This is a genomic window from Streptomyces sp. AHA2 (assembly GCF_036857595.1).
Lineage (GTDB): Bacteria > Actinomycetota > Actinomycetes > Streptomycetales > Streptomycetaceae > Streptomyces.
This window is the reverse complement of record NZ_JAUQWJ010000007.1, coordinates 257,828-282,315: the sequence shown is the minus strand read 5'-3', so window position 1 is coordinate 282,315 and position 24,488 is coordinate 257,828. Positions and strand designations below refer to the sequence as shown.

Here is a 24,488-nt window from a genome sequence, read left to right as displayed (position 1 = left end):
CGCCGTCCAACCGGCGTGCCGCGTACGGCGGCTGCACAGGCCGCTGGAACTTGCCCCTCAACTCCCCTCCGATGTTCACTCCTTCGGGTGGCGGGTCAGGTGATGCGCGTGCGTTGCACACCGGCGCTGGGAGGGTCGGGAAGTGTACCGGGAGTACGCGCCAGTTGACGGAGCGTCACCCGGACCCAAGGGTTCACGAGTCAGGAATGCGAGCACCGGTGCAGAAGACGCGGCCTCGTCGCACAGGCAAGCAGGCGGCCCCCCAGCAGAGCGCTGAGCCGACGACCCCCACCGGCAAGGGCCGCTCCACCCATGTGCGCAACCGGCTGATCGTGGCCGTGGCCGTGGTCGCCGCGGCCGTCGCCGGTGCGGGCACCCCGGCCGTCCTGGCGGCCTCCGGGCAACTCCACGACTCGCAGCGGCTGGTGACGCTCGCCGGGCAGACGCGGGACGCCCTCGTCCTCGCCCACTCGCTCGCCGACGAGCGCGACGACGTCACCGCCTACATCGCGGCCGGCCGCCCCGAGTCCAAGGCCCCCTCCGAGCAGCGCAGCGCCCGCGTGGACCGGCAGGTCGAGGAGCTGCGCGCCGACACCGACACGCCCGCCGCCCTGCGGGACGGGCTCGACGGCATAGCGGCCGTGCGCCGGGCCGCGCTCACCGGCAAGAGCAGCGCCCTGCAGGCGCACCAGGCGTACTCCGCCGCCATCACCGACCTCCACCGGCTCGCCGAGGACCTGGCCGAGCGCACGCCGCCGCGCGCCGGCGCCGGCGGGCACGCCCTGGCCGAACTCGACTCCGCCGTGCAGCAGGCCGCAGCCGCCCGCGGGCTGCTGCTCGCCGCGCTGAGCGTGCCGCGCGGCACGGGGACGGTCATCGACCCGGTCACCGGGCTGCCGGCCCAGACCTCCCCGTCCTCGGACGCCGACACCCGCCAGCGCGACCTGCTGAGCGCCGCGGCCCAGCAGGCCCGGCTGCGCTCCGACGCGTCCCTGGCCGACTTCCGCGCCACCGCGCCCAAGGCCGCCCGCGCCTCCTTCGACAGCACGGTCACCGGCGCCGAGGTCAACTCCGCCGACAAGTACCTGGCGGCCCTGACCGACCAGCCGTCCCTGTCCGCCCGCGACCTGTCCACCAGCACCAAGAAGCTGGATGCGGCCCTGTCCGCCCGGGTCGACCTGATGCGCGGCGTGGAGTCGGCCCTCTACGACCGGCGTACCAAGGACCTCGAGGCCCTGCGCGACGACGACGTCACCGCGCTGGAGATCCGCGTCGCCGTCCTCGGCGCCCTCATGCTGCTCGCCGTCGGTGTCGCCACCGGCATGGCCCGCAGCCTCACCCGGCCGCTCGCCGTCCTGCGCCTGGGCTCCAAGCGCCTGGCCGAGGCCGAGGACCCGGCCGCGGAGGAGCCGGTCAAGTTCACCGGCCGCAACGACGAGTTCGCCCAGGTCGTCCGCTCCGTCAACGCCCTGCACGCGCACGCCGCCGCCCTCACCGAGCGCATCACCACGCTGGAGGCCGACCGCAAGCACCTCGTCGGCCAGCGCCAGAAGATGGCCGACGCCCGCGAGCAACTGCGTGGCGAACTCGCCGAGTCCGCCGCCCAGCTGGAGCGGCTGCGCACCGCCATCGGCGGCACGTTCGTCAACCTCGCGCTGCGCACCCTGGGCCTGGTCGAGCGGCAACTGGCCGTCATCGAGAACCTGGAGGAGCGCGAGCAGGACCCGGACCGCCTGTCCACGCTGTTCAAGCTCGACCACTTCGCGACGGTCATGCGCCGGCACAGCGAGAACCTCCTGGTCCTCGCCGGCACCGAGCACGTCCAGCACACGGCCGGGCCGGTGCCGCTCGTGGACGTCGTCCGCGCCGCGGTCAGCGAGATCGAGCGCTACGAGCGGGTCCGCATCGCCGCCCTGCCGCCGCACGCCCACGTCGCCGGGTTCGCCGCGGACGACCTCTCCCACCTGCTGGCCGAACTCCTGGAGAACGCCACCTCGTTCTCCCCGCCCGACCTGCCCGTGGAGATCTCCGGCTGGCTGCTGGAGAACGGCGAGGTCATGCTCTCCGTGCAGGACGAGGGCATCGGCATGACCGAGGACCGCATGGAGCGCCTCAACGCCCGGCTGTCCGACTTCGACCCGGAGGCGCCCTACGACCAGGAGGGAGAGGACGGCCTCGGCCTCGGCCTGTACGTCGTGGCCCGCCTCGCCCACCGCCACGGCGTGCGCGTGCAGTTGCGCGAGCAGAAGCAGGGCGGTGTCGCGGCGGTCGTCGTCCTGCCCCGCACCCTGCTGGCCGCGGCCGCACCGGGGGCCGTCCCGGCCTCCGGGCCGGTCACCGGCGCCGCCCACTCCTTCTCCCTGCCGGGCGCCGACGCCGAGGCCAACTCCAACGTCCTGCACGGCCGCACCGAGAGCGGTGACCCGCTGGTCGCCCTCGCGGAGAAGGCCGTGCGCCGCAAGGAGGCCGACGAGCGCGGCTCGGCGGCCGAACACCCCGGGCCGGCCGGGACCACCGGACCGGACGGCACGGCGGAACCCGCCGACGGGGAGCGGGCGCGGATCCCGGCGGAGACCCCGTCCGAGACCACGATGGAGCTGCTGGCCCCGATACCGCAGGGCGAGCCGGAGGACGTGCAGCACACGACCGCTGCCGCCGACGGCGGGGACGCCCCGCAGGGGCCGGCCGCGCACGACCACGAAGGCCGCACGGGGGGTGCGGCCGGGGACCAGACCGCCGGAGGCGAAGCCGCGGCGGAGGCCGGCGCCGAACACGAGCGCGTCACCGACAAGGGCCTCCCCAAGCGCACGCCGAAGATCACCGCACCGGCCACCGCGCCACGCCAGCGCAGCGGCTCCGTCGACGCCGAGGCCCTGCGCCGACGCCTCGGCGGCTTCCGCCAGGGCGCCCAGGCCGGCTACCGGGACGTCAGTGCGGAGATCGCCGAGCAGACGGCCTCGCACAAGCGGCCGCCGGCCACCGGCACATCTGGACCAGCTGAATCCGAAGAAGCCACGGGGGGCACAGTCGAGGAGGCAAGCAGTTGACCGCTCCCAGTACCTTCGGACTGATCGGACTGAGCAGCGAGGCCCGAAACCTGCACTGGCTGCTGACCAACCTCGTCGAGGAGGTCCCCGGCATCCTGTCGGTCGCGGTCGTCTCGTCCGACGGACTGCTCCTGCTGTCCTCCGACGCGGACCGCAACAAGGAGGCCCGGGAAGCCCGGCAGGCCCGCGGGACCCGGCAGACCGGCCCGCGCGGATCCGCCGCCGACCTGGCGACCATCGTCTCCGGCATCGGCAGCCTGACCGTCGGGGCCGCCAAGCTGATGGACTTCGGCGGGGTCAAGCACACCATGATCGCCATGGACGAGGGCAGCCTGTTCGTGATGTCGATCAGCGACGGTTCGCTGCTCGGCGTGCACGGCTCCGCGGACTGCGACATGAGCGTGGTGGCCTACCACATGGCGCTGTTCGTGGGCCGGGCCGGTCACGTCCTGACGCCCGAACTGCGCAGCGAGCTGCGCGCCTCCCTCGAGGAGCCGCGGACGGCGGAGGACGCCCGATGAGCAGTACGCCCAAACAGCAGCTCCCCGTGCGCGGCGGTGACCGCAAACCCGCCCGGGTGCGCCCCTACTCGCTCACCGGGGGCCGCACCCGCTTCGGCCACGTCCTGCTCGTGGAGACCTTCGTGGCGAGCACGGCCGCCCTCGAAGCGGCGGAGGAGCGCAAGGAACTGACGAACGGCCACCTCTCCAGCCGCGTGATGCCGGAGCTGCGGGCCATCGTCGAACTGTGCCGCCGGATGCGTACGGTGGCCGAGATCGCCGCGCTGCTGAAGATGCCGCTCGGCGTGGTCCGCGTGCTCCTCAGCGACCTCGCGGACCAGGGAAAGATCCGTGTGTACGGCACGGGGACCGGCCACGGCACGGGCCGCCCCGACCGCGCTCTGCTGGAAAGGGTGCTGAGTGGACTCCGTCGTCTCTGACGCCGCTCACGGCGTCTCCGGTTCCTCTCCGTTCGCGCAGCCCGACGAGGGCATGCACGCCTGGGAGACGGACCGCACCCGGGCCCCCATCGCCACGAAGATCGTGGTGGCGGGCGGCTTCGGCGTGGGCAAGACTACGCTGGTCACCTCCGCCTCGGAGATCACGCCCCTGCAGACCGAGGCGCTGATGACCGAGGCGAGCGAGGCCACCGACGACCTCACCGCCACGCCGGGCAAGACCTCCACCACCGTCGCCATGGACTTCGGGCGCATCACGCTCGACGACGACCTGGTGCTGTACCTGTTCGGCACGCCGGGCCAGCAGCGGTTCTGGTTCATGTGGGACGACATCGTGCGGGGGGCGATCGGCGCGGTCGTCCTGGCCGACACACGGCGGCTGAAGGACTGCTTCCCCGTTCTGGACTACTTCGAGAGTTCCGGACTGCCGTACGTGGTGGCGGTCAACCACTTCGACGGCAGCGAGCTGTTCGAGCCGGAGGACGTGCGGGAGGCCCTGACCATCCCGCGGCACATACCTGTCATGATCATGGATGCGCGTCGCCGGATCTCCGTGATCGAGACCCTCCTGGCCCTGGTGGGCCACGCGCTCGACGAAACCCCCGAGTAGGAGACAGCCCCGCATGCGGAAGATACTCGTCGTCGGAGCCGGTCAGTCCGGCCTCCAGATCGCCCTCGGCCTGCAGTCCCAGGGGTACGAGGTCACCCTGATGTCGAACCGGACCGCGGACGAGATCCGCACCGGCCGGGTCATGTCCACGCAGTGCATGTTCCACACCGCCCTGCAGCACGAGCGTGACCTCCAGCTGAACTTCTGGGAGTCCCAGGCCCCGAAGATCGAAGGACTCGGCGTCTCGGTCGCGGCCCCCGGCTCCTGGGCCGAGGGCCCCGCCGCCCGGGCCATCGACTGGCTGGGCCGGCTCGACGGGTTCGCGCAGTCCGTGGACCAGCGCGTGAAGATGGCCGGCTGGATGGAGACCTTCGCCCAGCGCGGCGGGCAGCTCGTCATCCACGGCGCGGCCGTCGGCGACCTCGACTACTTCTCCCGCACCTACGACCTGGTGCTGGTCGCGGCCGGCAAGGGCGAACTGGTGCAGATGTTCGCCCGCGACCCGGAGCGCTCCCCCTACAGCGAGCCGCAGCGCGCGCTCGCCGTGGCCTACGTCCACGGCCTCGGCCCGCGTCCCGAGCACCCCGGCACCGAAGCGGTCCGCTGCAACCTGGTGCCGGGCGTCGGCGAGCTGTTCGTGATGCCCACCCTGACCACCTCCGGCCGCGCCGACATCCTCTTCTGGGAGGGTGTGCCCGGCGGCCCGCTCGACGTCTTCGCCGGCGTCAAGGATCCCGCCGAGCACCTCTCCCTGACCCTGGAACTCATGGAGCGGTACGTCCCCTGGGAGTACGCGCGGGCCACCAAGGTCGAACTGACCGACGCCGGCGGCACCCTGGCCGGACGCTACGCCCCCACCGTCCGCAACCCGATCGGGCGCCTGCCGAGCGGCGGTCTGGTGCTGGGCGTCGCCGACGTGGTCGTGGCCAACGACCCGATCACCGGGCAGGGCTCCAACTCGGCCTCCAAGTGCGCCGCCGCCTATCTCGCCTCGATCGTCGAGCACGGCGACAAGCCGTTCGACGAGGCGTGGATGCGGGCCACCTTCGACCGCTACTGGAACACCGCGCAGCACGTCACCAAGTGGACCAACGCGATGCTCGCGCCGCCGCCGGAGCACATCCTGAACCTCATCGGCGCCGCCGGTGAGATCCAGCCGGTCGCCGACCGCTTCGCCAACGGCTTCAACGACCCGTCCGACTTCGAGAACTTCTTCTACGACCCGGACAAGACCCAGGCCTACCTGGTCGAGGTGTCCGGCGCGGGCGCCGCGTAGGCCCCGTAGCCCTTGTCCGACCCGCGCGCGGCGCCTTCGGGGAGCTTCGGCGGCCGGTAACGCCGCAGGGGCTTCCCGTCCGGGTCCGGGCGTACCGCGCCCCGGACCGGGTTGGCCGCGATCGGCGACACCTTCACCCGCGTGCCCGGGCGGGGAGCCTGCACGACCATGCCGCCGCCCAGGTACACCGCCACGTGCGTGGCCTCGGGGAAGTACACGACCAGGTCACCGGGGCGCAGCCGGTTCAGCGGGACCCGCTTCAGCCGCTTCCACTGCTCCTGGCTGGTCCGGGGCACGGCCTTCCCGGCGGCGGCCCACGCCCGCGAGGTCAGCCCCGAGCAGTCGTACGCCTTCGGTCCCTCCGCGCCCCACTCGTACGGCTTGCCCAGCTGCCGCACGGCGTAGCGGACGGCCCGGGCGCCCGCCGCGGAAGGCCGGCGCACGCCGTCCCGGGCACCGGTCCTCCCGCCGTCGCGGTTCTTGCCGTCGCCGCCGCCGTCGTCCTCGCCGCCCTCGTCCGACTCGTCACCCTCGTCCGACTCGTCGTTCTCATCCGGCTCATCCCCGTCGTCCTCGGTCTTCCCGGCAGTCGTCGCGTCGCCGGCGTGCTCGTCCTCGTCCCCGGTGGTCCCACCGAGGGCTCCGGAGGCCAGGAACTCCCGCTGCGCCTTCGTGATGCCGTCCGCCTCCAGCTCGGCCAGGGCCGTGAGCTGCTCCCGGCTGAGCGAGGTGAGCATCTCCTCCACCTCCTTCAGGCGTTCGCGGACCTCGTCGCGGGCCTTCCTGCGCCGCTCGGCGAGGGCGAGCTGCCGGTCGAGCGCCTTGCGGGAGGTGCGGGCCAGCTCGCGGGCCGTGCGCTCGGCGCCGGTCAGCCGGCCGACGGCGTGGGCGCGCTCCCGCGCGAGCCGGCCGATCACCTGCCCCTGCTCGATCGCGTGCTGCGGGTCGCGGGCCAGCAGCAGGCGCACATAGGGGGAGATGTCGGTGCTGCTCTGGTACTGCTGGCGGGCCAGCCGGCCGGCCGCGCCCCGGCTGTCGTACAGGGAGAGCCGGGCGCGGACCAGGGCGCGCTCCAGCCGGCCGGTCTCGGCGCGCTGCTCCTTCAGCCTCTCCTCGGTGGCGTTGTACGCCTCGGTGGCCTTCTCCGTCTTCCGGTACAGCTCCTGAAGGTCCGTCAGCAGCTCGGCCACGGAGGCGTCCTCGACCGGTTCCGGCTTCGGGGCCGCGGTGGCGGGAGCGGGCGCGAGGACCGTGGCGGCGGTCGCTGCGGCACAGACCAGACGCACGAACCGTGCTGACATGCCATCACCTCCGGTGCGGGGGCGGCCCTTCGGCCACCGGACACTCGTGAGGATCAGGCGTGCGCACGGGGAGCGCGCGGCGGGTGTGGGCGGTTCGGCCCAACGGGGTCACCCGTCGGCGTCGTCCCGCTTGCCGGGCGGCGTGGCGTCCGGCCCCTGCGGCTTGGACCACGGCCAGTTCGGCCGGCGCGACGGCACGCCCTCCGGGGCGTACTCGTACTTCCAGCGGTTGGTCAGGCCGGCCCTGCCCGGCCCGCGGGGGACGCGACGGTAGACCAGGACCGTGGGCGGGCCGCCGGCGGGATCCGGGACGGGGATGCGGTAGGTCTTGGGCGGGTGGCCGGTGATGCCGAGGAGGACGGGCAGGACCCTGCCGTCCATCGGGCCGCCCTCGAAGGGGGTCTCTTCGCTCTTCACGGGATCAGTCTCGGACATCCTCGGCGAGGGCCCGGACCAGCGCGTCGGTCTGCGGATCGCGCCGGGCGGTGACCGTCAGCACCGCCACGAACTGCTCGACCAGCCAGTCGCGCAGCTCCCCGGCCGGGGGCTGCTTGCCCTCGTCGAGCCACATGAGCGACGAGGCCTCCACCGCCGTGATCCACATGCGGACGGTCATGCGCAGGCTCGGGCCGGGACGTGTGACACCCAGGTGGCTGAGGATGTGCTCGGCGGCGGCGCGGCGGACGCCGTCGACGATGGACGTGGTGCGCGAGGTCTCCACGACGCTGCCGCCCTGGAGGAGGGCGCTGAAGCCGGTGTCGTGCTCGTCGACGAAGGTGAGGTAGCGGTCGAGGGCCCGGGACAGACGGGCGAGCAGGGGGCCCTCGCGGGGTTCGTCGAAGCAGTGCTGCAGCTCGTCGGCGGCGGAGCGCAGGGCGGCCTCGTACAGCTGCTGCTTGCCGCCGGGGAAGTAGCGGTACACCAGCGGTCGCGACACCCCGGCCGCCTCCGCCACGTCGTCCAGGGAGACCTCCTCCGGGGCGCGGTGCGCGAAGAGACCCAGCGCGGAGGAGAGCAGCTGGCTGCGCCGCTCCTCGACGCTGAGTCGCCGGTAGGCGGGACTGGAGGCGGCTGGTGTCATGTCCAGCAGCGTAATCGGGGCACCGGGCACCGCACAGCGGGCGGATCCCGACGGCGGTCCGGGCGGCCGCGCGGGAGCCTCGCTCCTCTCCCGGCCGGGGCGCTACGCCAGCAGGCCCGAGGACTTCCACAGGCGGCGGCCGACGCCGCGCAGCACGCCGATGTCGTCCAGGAAGTCCGTCAGGCGCCTGGAGCCGGTCTGCATGACCTCGCGGCGGTGTCCGCTCGCCCGGACCTGCGCGAGGGCCTCGCGCTTGTCGAGCCCCACGTTCGTGTAGACCTCGGGGTTCACGAACGCCACCGAGAACACCCGGGCGAACTCGCCGGAGGTGATGCGGGTGAACTCCTGCGACCACCTGGGGGCCGTCACCATCTGGCGGCGCAGCTCCTCGCGGGCGTAGCGGACGTGGCGGGCCTCCTCCACGACGTGGATGCGCGTGACGCCCCGGATCAGGGGCTGGACCCGCTCGTCGGGGAACGTCAGGCGCTGCATCCAGTCGAGGACCTCCTCACCCAGCAGGGTCGCGGTGAAGGAACCCGGCGTGGTGGAGACGGTCTTGAACAGCCGGCCGAGCTGCTGGTGGACGCGGCTGACCGGGTACCAGGGCGTGCCGCCGCGGGTGATCAGCCGGGCGAACATCTTGGAGTGGCGGCACTCGTCCTCGATCTCGGTGAGTGCGTAGCGGACGTGCGCGCTCGTCGCCGCCTTGTCGTAGATGTGCCGCACCAGCAGCTGCATGAGGATGATCTCGAACCAGATGCCGAGGGAGGCGAGCGCCGCCGCCTCGTGCCGGGAGAGCAGGATGCGCTGCTCCTCGCCCATCCGCTTCCACAGCGGCGTGTCGTAGAGCGACACCAGCTCCGGCGGCCAGAACCACTTGCCCTCCTCGAAGGGCGCGTCCCAGTCCAGCTCCCGGTCCGGGTCGAAGGAGTGCTTGGCGGAGGAGTCGAGCAGCCGCTGGGCCACCTGCTCCCGGTCCTTCAGCAAACCCAGGGCGTCGCGCAGGCCGTCGAGCGCGTCGGCTTCCGTCGGGGTCGTCATGGCTGCCCACCTCGTTGTGCACACGTCACCGTCCCCCTTATGAGAATGCCTGTCAGCAAGCTCGTCAATCCCCCGTGCGCGAGTTGTCGGCCCGTGCCGGCCGGGCGCTTCGCTCAACGGGGGGACGTGAGCACCGCCTCCATCACCGCCCGGGCGATCGGGGCCGCGTCGCCGCCTCCGCTGATCTCCCGGCGCTCCGCCTCCGCGTCCTCCACGACCACCGCCACCGCCACCCGCGGCTCCACATCCCTCTCGCCCTGCGCCCAGGAGACGAACCAGGCGTACGGCGTGCCGGAGTTGCGGCGGCCGTGCTGGGCCGTCCCCGTCTTGCCGCCCACCTCGGCGCCGCGGATCGCCGCCCGGCGGCCGGTGCCCTTCTCCACCACCTCCCGCATCAGCGCCCGCAACCGCACCGAGGTCGAGGGGTGCATCGCCTGCCGGGCCGCGCGCGGGCCCGCGGCCGAGAGCGTGCCGCCGCCCGGCCGGGTCGTGCGCTCCACCAGGTACGGCTCGCGCACCTGCCCCCCGTTGGCCACCGCCGCCGCCACCATCGCCATCTGCAACGGCGTCGCGCGGGTGTTGTACTGGCCGATCGACGACAACCCGAGCTGCGCCCGGTCCAGCGAGGTGTCGAACGTGGAGCGGGCCACCGCGAACGGGACGCGCAGCGCCGGGTCGTTGAAGCCGAAGTCGTGGGCGGTGGCCGTCATGTCCGCCACCCCGACCTCCACGCCGAGTCTGGCGAACACCGTGTTGCAGGACAGGGTGAACGCCTTGCGCAGGGAAGCGTCCCGGCAGCCCTTGGCGGCGTTCGTCAGCCGCGTCCGCGTCCCCGGCAGGGTGTACGGGTCGGGGGAGTCGGTCGGCGCGTCCAGGTCCGTCACCACGCCCGCGTCCAGCGCGGCGGCCGCGGTGACGACCTTGAAGGTGGAACCCGGCGGATACGTCTGCCGCACCGCCCGGTTGAGCATCGGCCGGTCCTCGTCCGCGTTCAGCCGCTTCCAGGCCCGGGTCGCACCGGCGCCGTTCCCGGACAGCGGCTGGGGGTCGTAGGACGGGGTCGACACCAGGGCCAGGATCCGGCCGGTGGTGGGCTCCACCGCCGCGACGGCCCCCTTCAGCCCGGTGAGTCCCTTGAACGCGGCCCGTTGCGCGCCCGGGTGGAGCGTCGTGACGACGTCCCCGCCGGTGCGGCGCGCCCGCGTGAACTCGTCCCACAGCGGGAACGGCGCGAGCATCGGGTCCGCGCCGGACAGGACGGCGTCCTGGGCGTCCTCCAGCAGGGTCGTCCCGTACAGCTGGGAGGCGAAGCCGGTGACCGGGGCGTACAACGGCCCGTCGGTGTAGGTCCGTTCGAAGCGGAGGTGCTCGCGGGTGTCCCGGGAGCCGGTGACGGGCCGGCCGCCGACCAGGATGTCGCCGCGGGGCTGTTCGTAACGGGCGATGTCGGCGCGGCGGTTGGCCGGGCTGCGCTCGTACTCGGGGGCCCGGACGAGCTGGACGCGGGCGGCGTTCAGCAGCAGGGCCGCCAGCAGCAGCGCGCAGAACAGGCGGGCGTGCCGGATGTGCCGGGTCACCGGGTGTCCCGCCCGTCCTGCTGGCGCCGGGCGGAGTCGCTGACCCGGACCAGCAGCGCCACGATCGTCCAGTTGGTCACCACCGAGGAGCCGCCCTGCGCCAGGAAGGGCATCGCCATGCCGGTCAGCGGGATCAGCCCGGTCACCCCGCCCGCGATCACGAACACCTGCAGCGCCACCAGCGAGGCGAGACCGACCGCGAGCAGCCGCCCGAAGGGCTCGCGCAGGGCGAGGCCCGCCCGGTAGCCGCGCTCCACCAGCAGGCCGTACAGGAGGAGGATCGCGGACAGACCAGCCAGGCCCAGTTCCTCACCCGCCGTGGCCAGGATGAAGTCCGACTTCACGGCGAACCCGATGAGGACGGAGTGGCCGAGGCCCAGGCCCGTGCCGAGCAGACCGCCCTCCGCGAAGGCGAACAGGGACTGGGCGAGCTGGTTCGCCCCCTCGCCCGCCTCGATGGAGGCGAAGGGGTGCAGCCAGGTCTCGATCCTGCTGTGCACGTGCGGCTCCAGCCGGCCCACGGCGACCGCGCCCAGCGCCGCCAGCACCAGCCCCAGCACGATCCAGCCGGTGCGGCCGGTGGCGACGTAGAGGAGGACCACGAACAGGCCGAAGAACAGCAGGGAGGTCCCCAGGTCGCGTTCCAGGATCAGCACGCCGACGCTCACCAGCCAGACGGCGACGATCGGCCCGAGGACCCGGCCGGTGGGGAACTGCAGTATCCCCAGGCGGCGGCCCGTGTAGGCGAGGGCGTTGCGGTTCGCCGCCAGGTAGGCCGCGAAGAACACCGCCAGCAGCACCTTCGCGAACTCGCCCGGCTGGATGGAGAACCCGGCGACCCGGATCCAGATGCGGGCCCCGTTCACCGCCGGGAACAGGATCGGCAGGGTGAGCAGCACCAGCGCGGCGGCGACGCAGACGTACGTGTAGCGCTGGAGCACCCGGTGGTCGCGCAGGATCAGCACGACCAGGATGAACAGCGTCACGCCCAGCGTCGACCACACCAGCTGGGCGGGCGCCGCACGGTCGCCCGGGGTCTCCAGGTCGAGCCGGTAGATCAGCACCAGGCCGAGCCCGTTGAGCAGCACGCCGATCGGCAGCAGCAGGGGATCGGCGTACGGGGCCCGCAGGCGCACCGCCAGATGGGCGACCAGGGCCAGCACGCCGAGCCCGGCCCCGTAGCCGGCCGCGCCGGGCGGCAGGGCGCCGTGCCGGGCCAGGCCCACGGCGCAGTAGCCCTGGACCGACAGCAGGACGGCCAGGACGATGAGGGAGAGTTCGACGCCCCGGCGCCGGGGAGGGCGGCGGACGGCGGGTGCGGGGGGTTCCGCCGTCGCCACGGTGATTCCGGCCTTGCTCATGTCCGGAACCTACCCAAACAGTGCGACTTGTGAGCCTTTGGGTGACGGAGTGTCAGCACCGGCGTGGCGCGGGACCGGTGCCGTCGGGGGGGCGGGCCGCACCCCGGGCTCACGCGCCGCCGATGAGCGGATACCGGGCGGACAGCCGCCCCTGGACCGGCCGCCGGTCGTGCGGGGACATGGGGATGCCTCCACAGGGGGGCGAGGTGGCGAGGCCGACCCGCCGGCCCCCGGCCGGCCGCCGGCCCCGGGAGAGGCGTCGCCCGCGGCCGTTACTCCGTCGGCAGCCGCAGCGTCGCCACGGCACCGCCGTCCGGCAGGTTCGCGAACTCCAGCCGGGCGCCCAGCACCTCGGCCTGCCCGGCCGCGATGGTCAGCCCCAGCCCGTGCCCCCGCGTACCGCCCTCCGTGCGGAAGCGCTGCGGACCGTGCGCCACGAGGTACTCCGGGAATCCCTCCCCGTGGTCCCGCACGGTCACCACCGGGCCGTCCACGGTCAGGACCACCGGCCGCCGCCCGTGCCGGTGAGCGTTGGCCACGAGATTGCCCAGCACCCGCTCCAGCCGCCGCCGGTCCGTCTCCACGCACACGTCCCGCACGACCCTGACCTCCGTGTCGCTCCCCGCCGCCCGCACCACCCGTCCGGCCAGCGGCCCCAGCTGCTCGGTGTCCAGCTCCAGCCGCTCCCGGCCGGTGTCCAGCCGGGAGATCTCCAGCAGGTCCTCGGTGAGGGTGCGCAGTGCCGCCACCCGGTCCCGGACCAGCTCCGTCGGCCGGCCGGGCGGCAGCAGTTCGGCCGCCGCGTGCAGCCCGGTCAGCGGAGTGCGCAGCTCGTGCGCGACATCGGCGGTGAACCGCTGCTCGGCCAGGAGCTTGCCCTGCAGCGAGGACGCCATGGAGTCCAGCGCGGCGGCGACCGCGGCCACCTCGTCCTGCGGGCGCACCGGGCCGTCGGTCCGTCCTCGCGCACGCGCGCCCGTCCGGGGGTCGTTGACGCGGGCGTCCAGATCGCCCGCGCTGATGCGCCGGGCCACCCGGGCCGTGGTGTGCAGCCGGCGCGTCACCCGCGTCACCGCGAACGCGCCGACCAGCAGCGTCGCGCCGATCGCCAGGGCCGAGGACCACAGGATCGCCCGGTCCAGACCCGCGATCGTGCGGGCCTGCTGCGAGTAGTCCACCGCCACGGCCAGCGCCCGGCCCCCGTCGGCGGGCCCGGCCGCCCACATCGTCGGCCGTCCCTCCCGGTCGGCGACCATCGTGCCCCGGTCCCCGGAGAGCGCCAGGTCCCGCAGCTCGCGCGGCAGTCCGCGCGGATCCAGCCCCGCGTCCCGCCGCAGCGCGTCCCCGGCCTCGTACCGCTGCGTCGCCTGCGTCAGCCGCTGCAACGCCTGGTGGCGGGCCTGCCCGACGGTCTGGTTCGTGACCTGCACGTGCACCAGGACGCCGAGCAGGGCGGCCAGCGCGCAGCACATCACCGTGATGAAGGCGGCGGCCTTCACGGCGAGCGTCCCGGTCCACCGGGGCAGGCCGGGCCTCCCGCGGAGAGCGCGTGCCGTGGAGAGGGCGGGTCTCCTCATCCGGTGCTCGCGGCGGGCGGATCGGAGGGGGCCCCGGCGGCCGGGGCGGAAGGGGTGGGCGAGGGCGACGGCCTGTGCGGGGGCTCGCGCGAGCCCGTGCGCAGCATCTCGTCGTGCGTGAGGAGCATGGCCCCCTGGTCCCGGTCCCAGGTCCACTGGAGCCGGTACTCGTAACCGGCCACCTCCGAGGGCGAGCGGATCACCAGGGACCGTCCGGCCAGCTCGACGCCGCTCAGCGCGTCCTCCCAGGCCATCACCTGCTCGATCCGGTGCCGGACGACCGTGTAGACGCGCACGGCGGTGGTCTTGCCGGGCAGCAGCCGGAAGCCCAGCACCAGGTCGTCGCGCCCGTCGCCGGTCAGGTCCCGGTAGTACGGGCCGAGGACCGGGCAGTCGCCGTGCCCGGGCCCCTCCGCGCAGTCGGCCATCCGGGCCGTCGTGCCGCGGTGGGGGGCCTTGGCGCCCTCGTACTCGCCCGGATGCGCGGCGATCTCGGCCCGGACGATGTCGACCGGGTCCGCCTTGCCGATGTCGTCGCCGGGTGCCGTCACCCCCTTGACGACCTCGGTGTCGACCTCGCCGATCTCGAACGCCGGGCTGGACGCCGGTGTCAGCTGCGGCCACAGCCGGACCGGTCCGGCCGCCGTCGGGGTCGCTCCGGCGCCCTCGACACCGCCGGCGTCCCCGCAGCCCACGGCCCCGGCCAGCAGCAGCACGCCGACGGCCGCGGCACGGGCGGCCCGGCCGCGGCGGCCGTGCGTCCGGGCGGGGCCGGCGGTGAGGTGTGCGCAGGGGCGTGCGAGTCGGCGCGCGAGCGGGCCGGGGCGGCTGCGGCTGCCGGGGCGGCGGCTGAGGGGCACTGCACTCCTGCGGTTGGTGGGTGATCACGCGGCTCGGACGCGACCGCCGGCCGCATACACCTTATTCGCGGGGAAGTCCCATTTGCGCGCGAGGGCGGCCGTATGCCGCGCACACGAGTACCGACGCCCTGCCGCCCAGCGGCCCACCCCGGGCCGGGCGCCGCCCTGCCCCTGCTCGGCCACGCTCGGCCGTGCCGCCCCGCCCCGGCTGGGCACCGGGGCCCGGAACCGAGCCCTGCCCCGGCCGCCGCCGTCCTCCGCGCCCTCCCGCCGGTCAGTTCCTCATCCCGTGCCCTGCTGCTCGGTCAGTTCCTCCAGCAGCCGGGCCGTGGCCAGTCCGGCCCGCAGGTAGGCGACGAACAGGTCGTTGTGCAACGCCCAGGGCGAGCGGCGGTCCCGGATCAGCCGGATCGCCGCCTCGGCCGAACTTCCCCGGCGCATCAGCACGTGCGCGACCACCAGGCCCGAACGGTTGTACCCGTGGAAGCAGCGGACCAGGACCCTGCGGCCGTCGTCGAGCGCCTCGCACGCGGCCTCCGCCAGCCGCATCACCCCCGCCAGCTGTGTACCGTCCAGCGGCCCGTCCGGAATCGGCCACACCTGGTGCGGTACGCCCGGATCGGGTCCGTGCCCCGGCAGCCGCAGCAGCGTCTGCACCAGGTCGAACTCGTCGCGCACGACGGCGAACTCCCGGTGGCCCGAGCCGCCTGTGTACTCGTGACCGCCCATCCACAGACCGGGGACCACCTCGCTCCACGCGCTCTGCGGAGCCGGAACATCGGGTTTTCCGCGGGTACGCACCGACGCCTCCCACCTCACCGCCCGGAGGACCCGCACCACGCTGACCAGGCACGGCGTCCTTCCCGCGCCCCGTCGCCGGACGGGCCCAACTCCTTCCCAAGGTAACCGGGTTCTTGCCCCCGCAGCACCCCGCCTGTTCCCATGGTCGGGGGTGATGGTGCATGCGAGGACTGCGCGTCATACCGACCTGGAGGCACGGCCGGGAGCTGCTCTACGTCTGCCTCCCGGACGGCGGGAACGTCGCCTGGTACGACCGTGAGGCCGCCCGGGTCAGCCTGCTCGGCGAGGACCGCGAGGACGAGGTCCTGCGGGCCCTCCGGCCCTTCCTCACCGGCCCGGTGACGGTCGGGCCGCCCCCGGTGCCGACACCGGCCGAACTCGCCCGCCTCGGCCTCCACCCCGACGACGACCTCGCCCCCAACCGTCCCGGTGAGGCCCTCGTCGTCGCGCTGGACCGGGACCCGGGACCGGCCCACCGGCTGCGGCCCGACCCGCGCCGCCGCGCCCTGGCCGCCGAGCAGGCCGTGGGCGACGCCCTCGACGCCCTGGACGGCGCGGGCTGGCACACCCTGCACTCCGTACCGCTGCCGGGCGGCGACCGCGTCCACCACCTGCTGATCGGCCCCGGCGGCCTGTACGCCGTCCACACGCTGTACGCCCGCAAGCAGCGCGTCCGGGTCTCCGACCCGCTCGTCGCCCTGGGCCGCCGCGACCCCGAACCCCTGCTGCGCCGCGTCCGCTCCGACGCCGCCCGCGCCTCCTACGCCCTGACCGCGGAGGTCCGTCCGGTCCTCGCCCTGGTGGACCCGGCGGCCGTGTCGGTCCCGGTCCCGCCGCGCGGGGTGCGCGTGCTGGCGGACGGGGACCTGCCGGGCCTGTCCCGCCAGGGCGGCGTCCTCAAACCGGCGGACGTGGAGGCCCTGCACGCCATGGCCCGGGACCGCCACACGTGGGCACGGGTGTGAGGCGGGGCGGCGACCGGCTCGCGAGCCGAGGCGTCCCGACCGGCAGGAGGCTCATCGCCTACGACGGCAGCGACCCCGCCTCCTCCGGGTCCAGCAGCGGCGCCAGCAGGTCCCCGAAGTCCTGCACCCGGGGCGGTACGTCTCCGGCCCGGAAGTCCAGCCGCCCGGGCGCACGGCACTCCTCGATCTCCTCCCAGGTCACCGGCGCCGACACGGTCGGTTCGGGGCGGGCCCGGAGGGTGTAGGGCGTCGCGGTCGTCTTGCGGGCGGCGTTCTGGCTCCAGTCGACGAACACCTTCCCGGGCCGCAGACTGCGCGTCATCCGGTGCAGGGCGAGGCGCGGCATGGCCTTCTCCGCCTCGACGGCGAGGGCCTTGGCGTACTCCGAGACCTGCTCGGAGGACGCCCCGCGCACCGCCGTGAGCAGGTGCAGCCCCTTCGAGCCGGAGGTCTTCGCGTACGTCTCGAAGCCGTCCCCGGCGAGCCGCTCGCGCAGCCACAGCGCGACCTCGCAGCACTGCACGATCGTCGCCGGCGCTCCCGGGTCGAGGTCGAAGACGATCCGGTCGGCCTCGTCCGGCGTGCCGACGAGCCACTGGTGGGTGTGGAACTCGGTCACCAGGTTGGCCGCCCACATCAGGCTCGGCAGGTCCTGCACCAGGACCATCCGCGACGGCCCCTCGACCCGGGGCACCTCCGCGGTGGTGACCCACTCGGGCGTACCCGGCGGCACGTTCTTCGCGAAGAACCGCTGCCCGTCCGGCCCGTCCGGATACCGCAGGAAGGACACCGCCCGGTCGTGCAGGTGGGGCAGCAGAACCTCGGCGACGGTCGCGTAGTAGTGCAGCACCTCGCCCTTGGTGAAGCCGGTGGCGGGATACAGCACCTTCTCCAGGTTGCTCAGCGCGAGCCGTCGCCCCTCCACCACTGTCATCGGCGCCATACGATAAGAATCCCACGCAAACCATGACAATCACTCCCTAGCGTGACCGGAAGGGTGCTGCACGTGAGATCCATCTGGAACGGCGCCATCTCCTTCGGCCTGGTCAGCATTCCGATCAAGCTGGTGAACGCCACCGAGAGCCACTCGATCTCCTTCCGCCAGATCCACAGTGAGGACGGCGGGCGCATCCGCTACCGCAAGTTCTGCGAGCTGGAGGACCGCGAGGTCACCCAGGGGGAGATCGGCAAGGGCTACGAGGACGCGGACGGCACGATCATCCCGATCACCGATGAGGACCTCTCCAGCCTGCCGCTGCCGACCGCCAAGACGATCGAGATCGTCGCCTTCGTCCCGGCCGACCGGATCGACCCCCTCCAGATGGACGCCGCGTACTACCTCCAGGCCAGCGGCGCCCCGGCGGCCAAGCCGTACACCCTGCTGCGGGAGGCGCTCAAGCGCAGCAACCGGGTGGCGATCGCCAAGTTCGCGCTGCGCGGCCGGGAACGCCTCGGCATGCTCCGGGTCGTCGGCGACGCCATCGCCATGCACGGCCTGCTGTGGCCGGACGAGGTGCGCGCCCCCGAGGGCGTCGCCCCCGACACCGACGTCACCGTCCGCGACAAGGAACTGGACCTCGCCGACGCGCTGATGGACACCCTGGGCGAGGTCGACCTGGAGGACCTGCACGACGAGTACCGCGAGGCCGTGGAGGAGGTCATCGCCGCGAAGGTCGCCGGAGAGGCCCCGCCGCAGGCCCCCGAGCCGGCCGCCGGGGGCAAGGTCCTGGACCTGATGGCGGCCCTGGAGAACAGCGTCCGCGCCGCCCGCGAGTCCCGCGGGGAGGAGGCCGGCGACCACGCCGAGGTCAAGTCGCTCCCGGCCCGCAAGACGTCCCGTGCGGCCCCCAAGCAGACCGGTGGCAAGAAGTCGACGTCCACCGCGAAGAAGACGGCGGCGAAGAAGACGGCGTCGTCCTCGAAGAAGTCCACGGCCAAGTCGGCGCAGAGCGCGAAGAAGACGACGGCGAAGAGCGCGGCGAAGAAGACGCCGGCGAAGAAGTCGACTCCGCGCAAACGCTCGGCCTGAACGGCCGGTGCAGGGGTACCCCGCTCGGAAAGGGCCGGGATCGCGGAGGCCGGCGCGACAGTGTCCGGGCCGACGCGTCCGGGAAGACGGGAGAACGCCATGCCGCGGTCAACCGACAACCACGCCGGTGCCGGTGCCGACGGGTCGGCCGGGGCCGACACACTCGACGTCCACTTCATCGGCAACGCGACGGTGCTGCTGTCGTACGGCCCCCTCACCCTGCTCACCGACCCGAACTTCCTGCACCGGGGCCAGTACGCCTACCTGGGCTACGGCCTGCTCAGCCGCCGCGTGACCGAACCGGCCCTGGACGTGCACGAACTCCCGCGCCTGGACGGGATCGTCCTCTCCCACCTGCACGGGGACCACTGGGACCGCCGGGCGCGCCGCCACCTGGACCACACGGTGCCGATCCTGACGACCCCGCACGCGGCCCGCCGCCTCAAGGTCCTGCACCGCTTCGAACGCACGGCCGGGCTGCGCACGTGGAAGTCGCTCACCCTGCAACGCGACGGTGCGCAGGTCACGGTCACCGCGCTGCCGGGCCGCCACGCCGGTCACGCCGCACTGCGCCGCCTGCTGCCGCCGGTGATGGGCAGCATGCTGGAGTTCGGCCCGACCGGCGGCCCGCCCCGGCTGCGGCTGTACATCTCCGGCGACACCCTCGTCTACGACGGCCTCGACGAGATCACCCGCCACTTCCCGTCCGCCGACCTGGCCGTGCTCCACCTCGGCGGCACGCGCCTGCCGGGCGGCTTCGTCGTCACGATGGACGGCCCCCAGGGCGCCGAACTGGCCCGCCGCCTGCGCCCCCGCCTCATCCTGCCGGTCCACTACGGCGACTACACGGTGATGCGCTCACCGCTGACGGAGTTCCTGACGGAGGCGGAGAAGATCGGCCTCGGGGACAGGATCCTCCACTGCGCCCACGGCGAAAAGGCCCGGATCTCGACGGAGGCGGGGGTGGCCCCGACCGTGCACGGCGGCTGAGAGCCCGCACCGCGGCCGACACCCACCAGCCCGAGGGAGCCGGCCCATGCCCGAGGGAACCGGCCCATGCCCGGGGGAACCGGCCCATGCCCGGCGGAACCGGCCCACCGCGGGCGGGCCCCGGCCCCCGGTGCGCCCCGGAGGGCGGAGCGGAGGCGATCGAGCGCGAGGATCAGGCGACCCGCTTCCCTCCCCCTTCTTCTTCCTCCTCGTCCTCCTCGTCGGGCAGATGGACGTCGTCGACGGCGATGTTGACCTCCACGACCTCCAGCCCGGTCATCCGCTCCACCGCGTTGATGACATTGCTGCGGACCTCGGCGGAGGTGTCGGCGATGGCGGCGCCGTACTCCACGACGACATTCAGATCGACGGCGGCCTGGCGCTCGCCGACCTCCACCTTCACGCCCTGCGTGACACCGCTGCCCGAGCCGGGCACGCGCTGGCGCACGGCACCGAAGGCCCTGGTCATCCCGCCGCCGAGATGGTGGATCTCGGGAACCTCCCGGGCCGCCATGCCCGCGATCTTCGCCACGACCGTGTCCGCGATCGCGGTGCTCCCGCGGGTCTCGGGGGCGCCTTCACCGCCCCGCGACGTGGAGCCTGGTCCGGACCCGGTTGCGGCATTGGTGCGCTGAGTGGTCTCCGTCATGACCGTCACCTCGATGGTGGGTGAGGGGGTACGAGCAGCGTCCTCCTTCCACCGTAGAGCAGCGGAACAGATGGGGCGAAAGTGCAGAAATCACCGGCACGCGCGATAGCCCGAGGCCACGGCGGGCACCTCTCCACTGCAGGAGGCCGACCCTCCCTCCCACCGACCCGTCCCCTTCTCCGCGGAGGTGCCATGACGGACCCGCGAACGGTCCTGTGGCAGGCGCGCAAAGGACCCGTACCGCAGGACTGGCGCGTGTTCACCAAGAAGCGCGGCAAGCTCTCCGGCTTCTTCCACGGGACGTCCGACGACCCGGACCCGCTCCTGGTGATCACGACGGGCGGCTCGGTCGAGTACCTCAGCGAGGCGAAGCCCTTGGTGATCGTCGTCTTCGAAGACCTGGCGAACGTGAAACTGCGCGTCTCCACCACGGATTCGTCATCCTCGGTCTCCACATGGCTGGACCTGCGCTACCGCAACGGCGACAAGACGAGATGGACCTCAGCCGGCTTCACCAACAACCTGGAGGTGATCCAGGCCTTCATAGAGGCCTACGGCGCCCACAAGGCACTTCGGGGATACGCCTGAGTGAGGCGAGACGAGGGAGCAGGTCATCTGCCGGGTCTCCCGCACGTGCCAGCAGGCGCTCAGGGACGCCGATACTCGGGGCATCAATCCACTCAAGCGGACAGTCGAGCGCCGGAGTTGATCGAAGACAGTGCCCCTCATACGCCGGCCTCGAGCGGCACACGCCCGCACACACGCGAAGACCCCGCACTCAGCGTGTCCGCTGATGACGGGGTCTCTGGGCACCTCACACAAGGTGCCCCCGGCAGGATTCGAACCTGCGCACACGGCTCCGGAGGCCGTTGCTCTATCCCCTGAGCTACGGGGGCGTGTCGGGCGGGAGCCGTTCGCTCGCGGCGACGGGTAGAACACTACCAGCTCCCTCGGGGTGGTCATGAACCACTTTCCGCTGTCGAGGGCTGGGGTGCCGGTCGCTCGTGCGGGGCGGAAGTGGGGAAAACCCGGACGCGATGGCCGGGGTCGACCTACTCTCGAGTTGTGCCAGGCGCGTCGGGTCGGGTGCTTGTTGTGGACGACAACAAGGTCATCCGGCAGTTGATCAGGGTCAACCTCGAGCTGGAGGGGCTGGAGGTCGTGACCGCTGCCGATGGTGCCGAGTGTCTGGATGTCGTCCATCAGGTGCGGCCCGATGTCGTGACCCTCGATGTCGTCATGCCCCGGCTCGACGGGCTCCGGACCGCCGCCCGTCTGCGGGCCGACCCGCGTACCCGTGACGTACCCCTCGCCATCGTCAGCGCCTGCAGTCATCACGAGATCGAGTCCGGGCTCGAAGTGGGGGTCGACGCCTTTCTGCCCAAGCCCTTCGAGCCTGCCGAGCTGGTGGTCCTGGTGCGGCAGTTGGTCGAGCGCGCCCGGGGCGGGGGGCGGCAGCAGCGGGGTGGTGGTTCCGGCGTCGGCAAGGAGGGTGACGCCTCCGTCCATGCGTCGGAAGTCGAGTCGTCGGCCACGGTCGATCGGCCGGCCGTGGGTCATCCGCCCGTGGTCGTTGACCAGTCGGCTCTGTCGTAGTCGGGCTTCCCGCCCCCTCAGGTGCCCGCCCCCCTCAGGTGCCCGCCCCCCTCAGGTGCCCGCCTCCCTCAGGCGCCCGTCCGTCAGGTGCTCGGGCGGGCAGGACCTCGTCCGCCGACAGCCGTCGCCGCCCCCGCGCGGTGATCTCCGCCCCCGTCCCGCCGCCGGTGTGACTCCGCGTCCACATCCCGGGACCCCGGGCAAACCGGCTCGCATACCCACCCCCCTCCTCCCCTACGCTTGACCCGTGACCCCCGTCGAGCTCTCGCGCACCGTGCTGCACGCCGTGCGCCGTGCTGTCGACGAGGGTGAACTCAGCGTGACCGTTCCCGAGCGGGTCGTGGTCACCCCGCCCGGGCCCGGAGGGTGCGGCGACTACGCCACCCCCGTCGCCCTGCAGCTGGCCGGTGCGGCGGGCGAGTCCCCGCAGCGCGTCGCCGGCATCCTGCGCACGCGGCTGCTCGAGGAGCGCCGGATCACCGACGTCGTCGTCACGGGGCCGGGGTTCCTCAATCTCCGCCTGCGCGGCGACGCCTCCGCCGACCTCGTCGCCGAGATCCTGCGGAGCGGGGAGCGGTACGGGCACGTCACCGCACCGAGCCGATCCGGCCTCCTGCTCCGTTGTCCCGCCGAGGTCCGTGCCGTCGTCGTCGCCGACGCCCTCGCCCGCGTGGCGCGCAGCCAGGGGTACGCCGTCCGCGTCGCCTGCGACGGCCCCGTCGACCCGCGGTGGGCAACCGTCCTCGGCCTCGACACCCACAGCGCAGCAAACGTCCACAGCGCGGTGCACGCCGGCTACGACACCGTCACCGCCCTCCGCCCCGTGCCCGCCCCCGCCGACCCCCTCGCGCTCGGCCGTGACGCCGCCCGCTGGGCCCTGCTGCACCCGGCCGGACACGACCGGCCCCGGATCACGCGCGACCACCTCGTGCAGCGGGAGAGCAACCCCCTGTTCCGGGTGCGGTACGCCCACGCCCGTACCCGGGCCCTCCTGCGCAACGCCGCTGACCTGGGCTTCCACCCCGAGACCGGCCCCCTCGACGCCCCTACCGGCCCCGCTCCGATCCTCACCACCCTCCGCGACCACCCCCGCGTCCTCGCCGCCACCGCCGCGCACCGCGCGCCCGACCGGCTGGCCCGGCATCTCGTCGCCGTCGCCGACGCGACGCTGCCCGTGCTGCACTGCGTGCTGCCCCTGGGTGAGGAGAAACCCTCGGCCGCCCACCGTGCCCGGCTCGCTCTCGCCGAAGCCGCCGGGACGGTGCTGGCCGGCGGCCTGTCCCTGCTCGGCATCGACGCACCCGAACACCTCTGAGAGCCAAGAAGAGGCACACGAAACCATGAGCCGTTCCGCACACCCCGCCGGGCCCCGTCACGCCGATGTCCTTCCCGAGGGCCACTACTCCGCCCCGCCCGCCGACCTCAACGCGCTCGACCCCAAGGTGTGGGCCGAGACCGTGACGCGCGACGAGGACGGTGTCGTCACCGTCGGGGGCATTCCCGTCACGCGGTTGGCCGAGGAGATCGGGACCCCGGCGTACGTCCTCGACGAGGCCGACTTCCGCGCCCGCGCGCGGGCCTGGCGCACCGCCTTCGGGACCGGCGCCGACGTGTTCTACGCCGGCAAGGCGTTCCTGTCCCGGGCCGTCGTGCGCTGGCTGCACGAGGAGGGGCTGAACGTGGACGTCTGCTCCGGCGGCGAGCTGGCCACCGCGCTGTCCGCCGGCATGCCCGCCGAGCGCATCGCCTTCCACGGCAACAACAAGTCCGCCGCGGAGATCACCCGGGCCGTCGAGGCCGGCGTGGGCCACATCGTGCTCGACTCCTTCCAGGAGATCGTGCGCGTCGCCCACATCGCGCAGGGCATGGGCAAGCGGCAGAAGGTGCTCATCCGGATCACCGTCGGCGTCGAGGCGCACACCCACGAGTTCATCGCCACGGCCCACGAGGACCAGAAGTTCGGCATCCCGCTGGCCGGCGGGCAGGCCGCCGAGGCCGTACGAAGGGCGCTGCAGCTCGACGGCCTGGAGCTGGTCGGCATCCACAGCCACATCGGGTCGCAGATCTTCGACATGTCCGGGTTCGAGGTGGCCGCCCACCGGGTGGTCGGACTGCTGAAGGACATCCGCGACGAGCACGGCGTCGAGCTGCCCGAGATCGACCTCGGCGGCGGGCTCGGCATCGCGTACACGAGTGACGACGACCCGCGCGAGCCGCACGAGATCGCCAAGGCGCTCACCGAGATCGTCACGCGGGAGTGCGAGGCGGCCAAGCTGCGCACCCCGCGCATCTCCGTCGAGCCGGGGCGGGCCATCGTCGGGCCGACCGCGTTCACGCTCTACGAGGTCGGCACGGTCAAGCCGCTCGACGGGCTGCGCACGTACGTGTCCGTGGACGGCGGCATGTCGGACAACATCCGCACCGCGCTGTACGACGCCGAGTACAGCGTCGCCCTGGTCTCCCGCGCCTCCGACGCCGAGCCGATGCTGGCCCGCGTGGTCGGCAAGCACTGCGAGAGCGGGGACATCGTGGTCAAGGACGCGTTCCTGCCGGCCGACCTGGCACCGGGCGACCTGGTGGCCGTGCCCGCGACGGGCGCGTACTGCCGGTCCATGGCCAGCAACTACAACCACGTGCTGCGCCCGCCGGTCGTCGCCGTGCGCGACGGTGAGGCCCGGGTGATCGTCCGCCGCGAGACGGAGGAGGACCTGCTGCGTCTCGACGTCGGCTGAGCCCGGCGCGCAGGGCCCGGGGCGGCGGAGGATCTCC

23 protein-coding genes and 1 tRNA gene are annotated in these 24,488 nt (G+C 73.4%); 12 read left to right on the top strand and 12 right to left on the bottom strand.

What is annotated here, in order from left to right:
• Positions 1-206: 206 nt before the first annotated feature.
• Genes Q5694_RS17425 through Q5694_RS17405 form a run of 5 tightly spaced genes read left to right on the top strand, consistent with a single transcriptional unit; the run spans position 207 to position 5,891 of the window.
• Positions 207-3,047 carry a nitrate- and nitrite sensing domain-containing protein gene (locus Q5694_RS17425; RefSeq protein WP_443040895.1) on the top strand — a complete coding sequence of 947 codons (2,841 nt, stop codon included), beginning with the start codon at positions 207-209 and terminating at the stop codon, positions 3,045-3,047.
• On the top strand, positions 3,044-3,568 hold the full coding sequence (locus tag Q5694_RS17420) for a roadblock/LC7 domain-containing protein (protein ID WP_333933986.1): 525 nt from the start codon (positions 3,044-3,046) through the stop codon (positions 3,566-3,568). The genes Q5694_RS17425 and Q5694_RS17420 overlap by 4 nt, the downstream gene beginning before the upstream one ends.
• Positions 3,565-3,987, top strand: coding sequence for a DUF742 domain-containing protein (locus Q5694_RS17415; RefSeq protein ID WP_333933985.1), 423 nt, complete (start codon positions 3,565-3,567; stop codon positions 3,985-3,987). Before Q5694_RS17420 ends, Q5694_RS17415 begins: the two co-directional genes overlap by 4 nt.
• Positions 3,968-4,615, top strand: a complete 648-nt coding sequence (locus Q5694_RS17410) for a GTP-binding protein (protein WP_333933984.1) — start codon at positions 3,968-3,970, stop codon at positions 4,613-4,615. The genes Q5694_RS17415 and Q5694_RS17410 overlap by 20 nt, the downstream gene beginning before the upstream one ends.
• A 13-nt stretch (positions 4,616-4,628) precedes the next feature.
• Complete coding sequence (locus Q5694_RS17405) at positions 4,629-5,891, top strand: styrene monooxygenase/indole monooxygenase family protein (RefSeq protein ID WP_333933983.1); 1,263 nt, start codon at positions 4,629-4,631, stop codon at positions 5,889-5,891.
• On the opposite strand, the gene Q5694_RS17400 is transcribed toward Q5694_RS17405, so the two are convergent.
• The 9 genes from Q5694_RS17400 to Q5694_RS17360 form a co-directional block, all read right to left on the bottom strand.
• Entirely contained in the window at positions 5,855-7,192 is a 1,338-nt protein-coding gene (locus Q5694_RS17400) for a C40 family peptidase (protein ID WP_333933981.1), read from the bottom strand. The genes Q5694_RS17405 and Q5694_RS17400 overlap by 37 nt on opposite strands.
• A 108-nt stretch (positions 7,193-7,300) precedes the next feature.
• Positions 7,301-7,609, bottom strand: coding sequence for a hypothetical protein (locus tag Q5694_RS17395; protein WP_333933980.1), 309 nt, complete (start codon positions 7,607-7,609; stop codon positions 7,301-7,303).
• A gap of 4 nt (positions 7,610-7,613) precedes the next feature.
• A complete protein-coding gene (locus Q5694_RS17390) occupies positions 7,614-8,273 on the bottom strand; it encodes a TetR/AcrR family transcriptional regulator (protein ID WP_333933979.1) in 660 nt (219 codons plus the stop codon).
• 102 nt (positions 8,274-8,375) lie between these two features.
• A complete protein-coding gene (locus Q5694_RS17385) occupies positions 8,376-9,314 on the bottom strand; it encodes an AurF N-oxygenase family protein (protein ID WP_333933978.1) in 939 nt (312 codons plus the stop codon).
• Positions 9,315-9,427: 113 nt separating this feature from the next.
• Positions 9,428-10,891, bottom strand: coding sequence for a penicillin-binding transpeptidase domain-containing protein (locus Q5694_RS17380; RefSeq protein WP_333933977.1), 1,464 nt, complete (start codon positions 10,889-10,891; stop codon positions 9,428-9,430).
• On the bottom strand, positions 10,888-12,252 hold the full coding sequence (locus Q5694_RS17375) for an FtsW/RodA/SpoVE family cell cycle protein (protein WP_333933976.1): 1,365 nt from the start codon (positions 12,250-12,252) through the stop codon (positions 10,888-10,890). Before Q5694_RS17375 ends, Q5694_RS17380 begins: the two co-directional genes overlap by 4 nt.
• 272 nt (positions 12,253-12,524) lie before the next feature.
• Positions 12,525-13,829, bottom strand: coding sequence for an ATP-binding protein (locus Q5694_RS17370; RefSeq protein ID WP_333933975.1), 1,305 nt, complete (start codon positions 13,827-13,829; stop codon positions 12,525-12,527).
• Complete coding sequence (locus Q5694_RS17365; RefSeq protein WP_333934089.1) at positions 13,826-14,545, bottom strand: hypothetical protein; 720 nt, start codon at positions 14,543-14,545, stop codon at positions 13,826-13,828. Before Q5694_RS17365 ends, Q5694_RS17370 begins: the two co-directional genes overlap by 4 nt.
• 426 nt (positions 14,546-14,971) lie before the next feature.
• Positions 14,972-15,490 carry a protein-tyrosine phosphatase family protein gene (locus Q5694_RS17360; protein WP_333933974.1) on the bottom strand — a complete coding sequence of 173 codons (519 nt, stop codon included), beginning with the start codon at positions 15,488-15,490 and terminating at the stop codon, positions 14,972-14,974.
• Between the two features lie 161 nt (positions 15,491-15,651).
• Here Q5694_RS17360 and Q5694_RS17355 point away from each other — a divergent pair, with 161 nt between their 5' ends.
• Positions 15,652-16,455 (top strand): nuclease-related domain-containing protein, encoded by an 804-nt coding sequence (locus Q5694_RS17355; protein ID WP_333933973.1) that lies wholly within the window; start codon positions 15,652-15,654, stop codon positions 16,453-16,455.
• 58 nt (positions 16,456-16,513) lie between these two features.
• Here the strand turns inward: Q5694_RS17355 and ligD are convergent, their stop codons facing one another.
• A complete protein-coding gene (gene ligD / locus Q5694_RS17350; RefSeq protein WP_333933972.1) occupies positions 16,514-17,398 on the bottom strand; it encodes a non-homologous end-joining DNA ligase in 885 nt (294 codons plus the stop codon).
• Positions 17,399-17,461: 63 nt separating this feature from the next.
• Between ligD and ku the strand changes: the two genes are divergently transcribed.
• Positions 17,462-18,484 carry a non-homologous end joining protein Ku gene (ku, locus tag Q5694_RS17345; protein WP_443040894.1) on the top strand — a complete coding sequence of 341 codons (1,023 nt, stop codon included), beginning with the start codon at positions 17,462-17,464 and terminating at the stop codon, positions 18,482-18,484.
• A 99-nt stretch (positions 18,485-18,583) separates the two neighbouring features.
• Complete coding sequence (locus Q5694_RS17340; protein WP_333933971.1) at positions 18,584-19,474, top strand: MBL fold metallo-hydrolase; 891 nt, start codon at positions 18,584-18,586, stop codon at positions 19,472-19,474.
• Positions 19,475-19,646: 172 nt separating this feature from the next.
• Here Q5694_RS17340 and Q5694_RS17335 read toward each other — a convergent pair whose 3' ends face one another.
• The gene (locus Q5694_RS17335; RefSeq protein ID WP_333933970.1) at positions 19,647-20,123 is read right to left on the bottom strand and encodes an Asp23/Gls24 family envelope stress response protein; all 477 of its coding nucleotides are present in this window, start codon (positions 20,121-20,123) and stop codon (positions 19,647-19,649) included.
• 192 nt (positions 20,124-20,315) lie between these two features.
• Between Q5694_RS17335 and Q5694_RS17330 the strand changes: the two genes are divergently transcribed.
• Complete coding sequence (locus Q5694_RS17330) at positions 20,316-20,711, top strand: hypothetical protein (protein WP_333933968.1); 396 nt, start codon at positions 20,316-20,318, stop codon at positions 20,709-20,711.
• Positions 20,712-20,947: 236 nt separating this feature from the next.
• On the opposite strand, the gene Q5694_RS17325 is transcribed toward Q5694_RS17330, so the two are convergent.
• Positions 20,948-21,019, bottom strand: a tRNA-Arg gene (locus Q5694_RS17325).
• Between the two features lie 121 nt (positions 21,020-21,140).
• Here Q5694_RS17325 and Q5694_RS17320 point away from each other — a divergent pair.
• The 3 genes from Q5694_RS17320 (at position 21,141) to lysA (ending at position 24,451) form a co-directional block, all read left to right on the top strand.
• Positions 21,141-21,719 (top strand): response regulator, encoded by a 579-nt coding sequence (locus tag Q5694_RS17320; protein ID WP_333933967.1) that lies wholly within the window; start codon positions 21,141-21,143, stop codon positions 21,717-21,719.
• A 247-nt stretch (positions 21,720-21,966) separates the two neighbouring features.
• Positions 21,967-23,034 (top strand): ArgS-related anticodon-binding protein NrtL, encoded by a 1,068-nt coding sequence (gene nrtL, locus Q5694_RS17315; protein ID WP_333933966.1) that lies wholly within the window; start codon positions 21,967-21,969, stop codon positions 23,032-23,034.
• A 25-nt stretch (positions 23,035-23,059) separates the two neighbouring features.
• Entirely contained in the window at positions 23,060-24,451 is a 1,392-nt protein-coding gene (gene lysA / locus Q5694_RS17310) for a diaminopimelate decarboxylase (RefSeq protein WP_333933965.1), read from the top strand.
• Positions 24,452-24,488: the final 37 nt, after the last annotated feature.

What these genes read in the sequence shown, in the direction of transcription:
- Q5694_RS17425 (WP_443040895.1), top strand. Translation starts at nt 207, where the DNA reads ATGCGAGCACCGGTGCAGAAGACGCGGCCTCGTCGCACAGGCAAGCAG.
- Q5694_RS17415 (WP_333933985.1), top strand. Translation starts at nt 3,565, where the DNA reads ATGAGCAGTACGCCCAAACAGCAGCTCCCCGTGCGCGGCGGTGACCGC.
- Q5694_RS17405 (WP_333933983.1), top strand. Translation starts at nt 4,629, where the DNA reads ATGCGGAAGATACTCGTCGTCGGAGCCGGTCAGTCCGGCCTCCAGATC.
- Q5694_RS17400 (WP_333933981.1), bottom strand. Translation starts at nt 7,192, where the DNA reads ATGTCAGCACGGTTCGTGCGTCTGGTCTGTGCCGCAGCGACCGCCGCC.
- Q5694_RS17390 (WP_333933979.1), bottom strand. Translation starts at nt 8,273, where the DNA reads ATGACACCAGCCGCCTCCAGTCCCGCCTACCGGCGACTCAGCGTCGAG.
- Q5694_RS17385 (WP_333933978.1), bottom strand. Translation starts at nt 9,314, where the DNA reads ATGACGACCCCGACGGAAGCCGACGCGCTCGACGGCCTGCGCGACGCC.
- Q5694_RS17375 (WP_333933976.1), bottom strand. Translation starts at nt 12,252, where the DNA reads ATGAGCAAGGCCGGAATCACCGTGGCGACGGCGGAACCCCCCGCACCC.
- Q5694_RS17370 (WP_333933975.1), bottom strand. Translation starts at nt 13,829, where the DNA reads ATGAGGAGACCCGCCCTCTCCACGGCACGCGCTCTCCGCGGGAGGCCC.
- Q5694_RS17355 (WP_333933973.1), top strand. Translation starts at nt 15,652, where the DNA reads ATGCGAGGACTGCGCGTCATACCGACCTGGAGGCACGGCCGGGAGCTG.
- ligD (WP_333933972.1), bottom strand. Translation starts at nt 17,398, where the DNA reads ATGGCGCCGATGACAGTGGTGGAGGGGCGACGGCTCGCGCTGAGCAAC.
- Q5694_RS17340 (WP_333933971.1), top strand. Translation starts at nt 18,584, where the DNA reads ATGCCGCGGTCAACCGACAACCACGCCGGTGCCGGTGCCGACGGGTCG.
- Q5694_RS17335 (WP_333933970.1), bottom strand. Translation starts at nt 20,123, where the DNA reads ATGACGGAGACCACTCAGCGCACCAATGCCGCAACCGGGTCCGGACCA.
- Q5694_RS17330 (WP_333933968.1), top strand. Translation starts at nt 20,316, where the DNA reads ATGACGGACCCGCGAACGGTCCTGTGGCAGGCGCGCAAAGGACCCGTA.
- lysA (WP_333933965.1), top strand. Translation starts at nt 23,060, where the DNA reads ATGAGCCGTTCCGCACACCCCGCCGGGCCCCGTCACGCCGATGTCCTT.